Genomic DNA, 4,982 nt, shown 5'->3' on the forward strand with positions numbered 1-4,982 from the left:
AAACATTTGCGAAGTCAATTCAATTTGAATTATAACTCGCTAGCAACAAAATCAATTGAGCAATCAATTTTCATCTTATATGAGAGTTTGATCCTGGCTCAGGACGAACGCTGGCGGCGTGCCTAATACATGCAAGTCGAACGCACTGACGTCGACCGAAGCTGCTTGCAGTGGACGTTGATTGACGTGAGTGGCGGACGGGTGAGTAACACGTGGGTAACCTACCCTTAAGTGGGGGATAACATTTGGAAACAGATGCTAATACCGCATAACCATTCAGACCACCTGGTCAGGATGTAAAAGACGGCCTTTGGCTGTCACTTTTGGACGGACCCGCGGCGTATTAGTTAGTTGGTAAGGTAACGGCTTACCAAGACGATGATACGTAGCCGACCTGAGAGGGTAATCGGCCACATTGGGACTGAGACACGGCCCAAACTCCTACGGGAGGCAGCAGTAGGGAATCTTCCACAATGGACGCAAGTCTGATGGAGCAACGCCGCGTGAGTGAAGAAGGTTTTAGGATCGTAAAACTCTGTTGTTGGAGAAGAACAGGGACTAGAGTAACTGTTAGTCCTTTGACGGTATCCAACCAGAAAGCCACGGCTAACTACGTGCCAGCAGCCGCGGTAATACGTAGGTGGCAAGCGTTGTCCGGATTTATTGGGCGTAAAGCGAGCGCAGGCGGTTTTTTAAGTCTGATGTGAAAGCCTTCGGCTTAACCGAAGAAGTGCATTAGAAACTGAGAAACTTGAGTGCAGAAGAGGAAAGTGGAACTCCATGTGTAGCGGTGAAATGCGTAGATATATGGAAGAACACCAGTGGCGAAGGCGGCTTTCTGGTCTGTAACTGACGCTGAGGCTCGAAAGTATGGGGAGCGAACAGGATTAGATACCCTGGTAGTCCATACCGTAAACGATGAATGCTAAGTGTTGGAGGGTTTCCGCCCTTCAGTGCTGCAGCTAACGCATTAAGCATTCCGCCTGGGGAGTACGACCGCAAGGTTGAAACTCAAAGGAATTGACGGGGGCCCGCACAAGCGGTGGAGCATGTGGTTTAATTCGAAGCAACGCGAAGAACCTTACCAGGTCTTGACATCCTTTGACCACTGTAGAGATACAGCTTTCCCTTCGGGGACAAAGTGACAGGTGGTGCATGGTTGTCGTCAGCTCGTGTCGTGAGATGTTGGGTTAAGTCCCGCAACGAGCGCAACCCTTATGATTAGTTGCCAGCATTTAGTTGGGCACTCTAGTCAGACTGCCGGTGACAAACCGGAGGAAGGTGGGGATGACGTCAAATCAGCATGCCCCTTATGACCTGGGCTACACACGTGCTACAATGGTCGGTACAACGAGTTGCGAACCCGCGAGGGTAAGCTAATCTCTTAAAGCCGATCTCAGTTCGGATTGTAGGCTGCAACTCGCCTACATGAAGCCGGAATCGCTAGTAATCGCGGATCAGCACGCCGCGGTGAATACGTTCCCGGGCCTTGTACACACCGCCCGTCACACCATGAGAGTTTGTAACACCCGAAGTCGGTGGGGTAACCCTTTTAGGGAACTAGCCGCCTAAGGTGGGACAGATGATTGGGGTGAAGTCGTAACAAGGTAGCCGTAGGAGAACCTGCGGCTGGATCACCTCCTTTCTAAGGAATAATTACGGAAACCTACACACTTGTCGAAGATTTGTTTAGTTTTGAGAGGTCTACTCTCAAACGTTGTACTTTGAAAACTGGATATTCAATTTCTATGTAATAATGTGAAAATTATAAACCGAGAATTAACACTGCGTTTTAAAGAGTTTTTTAAGAAAGTATTTCTTAATCGCTAAACTCTAACCGTGATACCGTTAGGTATCAAATAGGTTAAGTTAAGAAGGGCGCACGGTGGATGCCTTGGCACTAGGAGCCGATGAAGGACGGTACTAACACCGATATGCTTCGGGGAGCTGTACGTAAGCTTTGATCCGGAGATTTCCGAATGGGGGAACCCAGCCAACTTAGTCGTTGGTTACTCATGAGTGAATGCATAGCTGATGAGAGGTAAACGTGGGGAACTGAAACATCTCAGTACCTGCAGGAACATAAAGAAATTTCGATTCCCTAAGTAGCGGCGAGCGAACAGGGAACAGCCCAAACCACGGCGCTTGCGCTGTGGGGTTGTAGGACTGAACTTTGGAGTTACCAAAGTCGTTGATAACCGAGTTAGTTGGAATGCTAAACAAAACAGGGTGAAAGTCCCGTAGGTCAAATCAACGGCTCTCCGTTCAGGATCCTGAGTACGGCGGAACACGTGAAATTCCGTCGGAATCTGGGAGGACCATCTCCCAAGGCTAAATACTACCTAGTGACCGATAGTGGACCAGTACCGTGAGGGAAAGGTGAAAAGAACCCCGGAAGGGGAGTGAAACAGTTCCTGAAACCGTGTGCCTACAATTAGTTAGAGCCCGTTAATGGGTGATAGCGTGCCTTTTGTAGAATGAACCGGCGAGTTACGTTTGCATGCGAGGTTAAGGTGATAAACCGGAGCCGTAGCGAAAGCGAGTCTGAATAGGGCGGCCAGTATGTAGACGTAGACCCGAAACCAAGTGACCTACCCATGTCCAGGTTGAAGGTGTGGTAAAACACACTGGAGGACCGAACCCGTGTATGTTGAAAAATGCTGGGATGAGGTGTGGGTAGCGGTGAAATTCCAAACGAACTTGGAGATAGCTGGTTCTCTTCGAAATAGCTTTAGGGCTAGCCTCGGAATTGACCATCATGGAGGTAGAGCACTGTTTGGACTAGGGGCCCGTCTTGGGTTACTGAATTCAGATAAACTCCGAATGCCATTGATGAATTATCCGGGAGTCAGACAGTGAGTGATAAGATCCATTGTCGAAAGGGAAACAGCCCAGACCACCAGTTAAGGTCCCCAAATTTATGTTAAGTGGAAAAGGATGTGGGGTTGCATAGACAACTAGGATGTTGGCTCAGAAGCAGCCACCATTTAAAGAGTGCGTAATAGCTCACTAGTCGAGTGACCCTGCGCCGAAAATGTACCGGGGCTAAACATAATACCGAAACTGTGGATGACCACTTAGTGGTCATGGTAGGAGAGCGTTCTAAGGACGTTGAAGGTTGATCGTGAGGACAACTGGAGTGCTTAGAAGTGAGAATGCCGGTATGAGTAGCGAAAGACAGGTGAGAATCCTGTCCACCGTATGACTAAGGTTTCCTGGGGAAGGCTCGTCCTCCCAGGGTTAGTCGGGACCTAAGCTGAGGCCGCAAGGCGTAAGCGATGGCCAACAGGTTGAGATTCCTGTACTAGTTTATTTTGTTTGAACGATGGAGGGACGCAGGAGGCTAAAGGATCCGCACGATTGGAAAGGTGCGGCTAAGCAACAAGTCTTGGTGTGAGTCAAATGCTTACACCTGAACGGACAAGTTGTGATGGGGAGCGAATTTAAGTAGCGAAGTCCTTGATGTCACACTGCCGAGAAAAGCTTCTAGTGAGAAATAAACTACCCGTACCGCAAACCGACACAGGTAGTCGAGGAGAGTATCCTCAGGTGAGCGAGAGAACTCTCGTTAAGGAACTCGGCAAAATGACCCCGTAACTTCGGAAGAAGGGGTGCTGATCTAACGATCAGCCGCAGTGAATAGGCCCAGGCGACTGTTTATCAAAAACACAGGTCTCTGCTAAATCGTAAGATGACGTATAGGGGCTGACGCCTGCCCGGTGCTGGAAGGTTAAGTGGATGAGTTAGTACTTCGGTACGAAGCCCAGAAATGAAGCCCCAGTAAACGGCGGCCGTAACTATAACGGTCCTAAGGTAGCGAAATTCCTTGTCGGGTAAGTTCCGACCCGCACGAAAGGCGTAACGATCTGGGCACTGTCTCGACGAGAGACTCGGTGAAATTATAATACCCGTGAAGATGCGGGTTACCCGCGACAGGACGGAAAGACCCCATGGAGCTTTACTGTAGCTTGATATTGAGTGTTTGTACTGCTTGTACAGGATAGGTAGGAGCCGTTGAAGCCGGAACGCTAGTTTCGGTGGAGGCATTGGTGGGATACTACCCTTGCAGTATGAACCCTCTAACCCGCGCCACTCAGCGTGGCGGGAGACAGTGTCAGGTGGGCAGTTTGACTGGGGCGGTCGCCTCCTAAAAAGTAACGGAGGCGCCCAAAGGTTCCCTCAGAATGGTTGGAAATCATTCATAGCGTGTAAAGGCATAAGGGAGCTTGACTGCGAGACTTACAGGTCGAGCAGGGACGAAAGTCGGGCTTAGTGATCCGGTGGTTCCGTATGGAAGGGCCATCGCTCAACGGATAAAAGCTACCCTGGGGATAACAGGCTTATCTCCCCCAAGAGTCCACATCGACGGGGAGGTTTGGCACCTCGATGTCGGCTCATCACATCCTGGGGCTGTAGTTGGTCCCAAGGGTTGGGCTGTTCGCCCATTAAAGTGGTACGCGAGCTGGGTTCAGAACGTCGTGAGACAGTTCGGTCCCTATCCGTCGCGGGCGTAGGAAATTTGAGTGGAGCTGTTCCTAGTACGAGAGGACCGGAATGGACATACCGCTGGTGTACCAGTTGTGCCGCCAGGCGCATCGCTGGGTAGCTAAGTATGGCCGGGATAAACGCTGAAAGCATCTAAGTGTGAAGCCCCCCACAAGATGAGATTTCCCATTCCTTTATGGAAGTAAGACCCCTGAGAGATGATCAGGTAGATAGGTTGGAAGTGGACGTGCCGTGAGGCATGGAGCGGACCAATACTAATCGGTCGAGGACTTAACCAAGTAGCATGAAAAATGTAGGGTTAATTCAACGGCAAGAAATTGAATATCCAGTTTTGAGAGCAGAACGTTCTCAGAAAGTGGTGTGGTGGCGATAGCAAGAAGGATACACCTGTTCCCATGTCGAACACAGAAGTTAAGCTTCTTAACGCCGAGAGTAGTTGGGGGAGCACCCCCTGCGAGGGTAGGACGTTGCCACGC

General features: G+C 50.1%; 3 rRNA genes. All 3 read left to right on the forward strand.

Annotated elements, in window-relative coordinates:
- Positions 1–75: 75 nt before the first annotated feature.
- The 3 genes from FFM78_RS13385 (at position 76) to rrf (ending at position 4,982) form a co-directional block, all read left to right on the forward strand.
- Positions 76–1,645, forward strand: a 16S ribosomal RNA gene (locus FFM78_RS13385).
- 217 nt (positions 1,646–1,862) lie between these two features.
- Positions 1,863–4,784: ribosomal RNA gene (locus FFM78_RS13390) — 23S ribosomal RNA — on the forward strand.
- A gap of 81 nt (positions 4,785–4,865) precedes the next feature.
- Positions 4,866–4,982 (forward strand): 5S ribosomal RNA (rrf, locus tag FFM78_RS13395).
- Together the 16S, 23S and 5S rRNA genes form the textbook arrangement of a ribosomal RNA operon.

Source organism: Loigolactobacillus binensis (genome assembly GCF_005405165.1).
GTDB lineage: Bacteria > Bacillota > Bacilli > Lactobacillales > Lactobacillaceae > Loigolactobacillus > Loigolactobacillus binensis.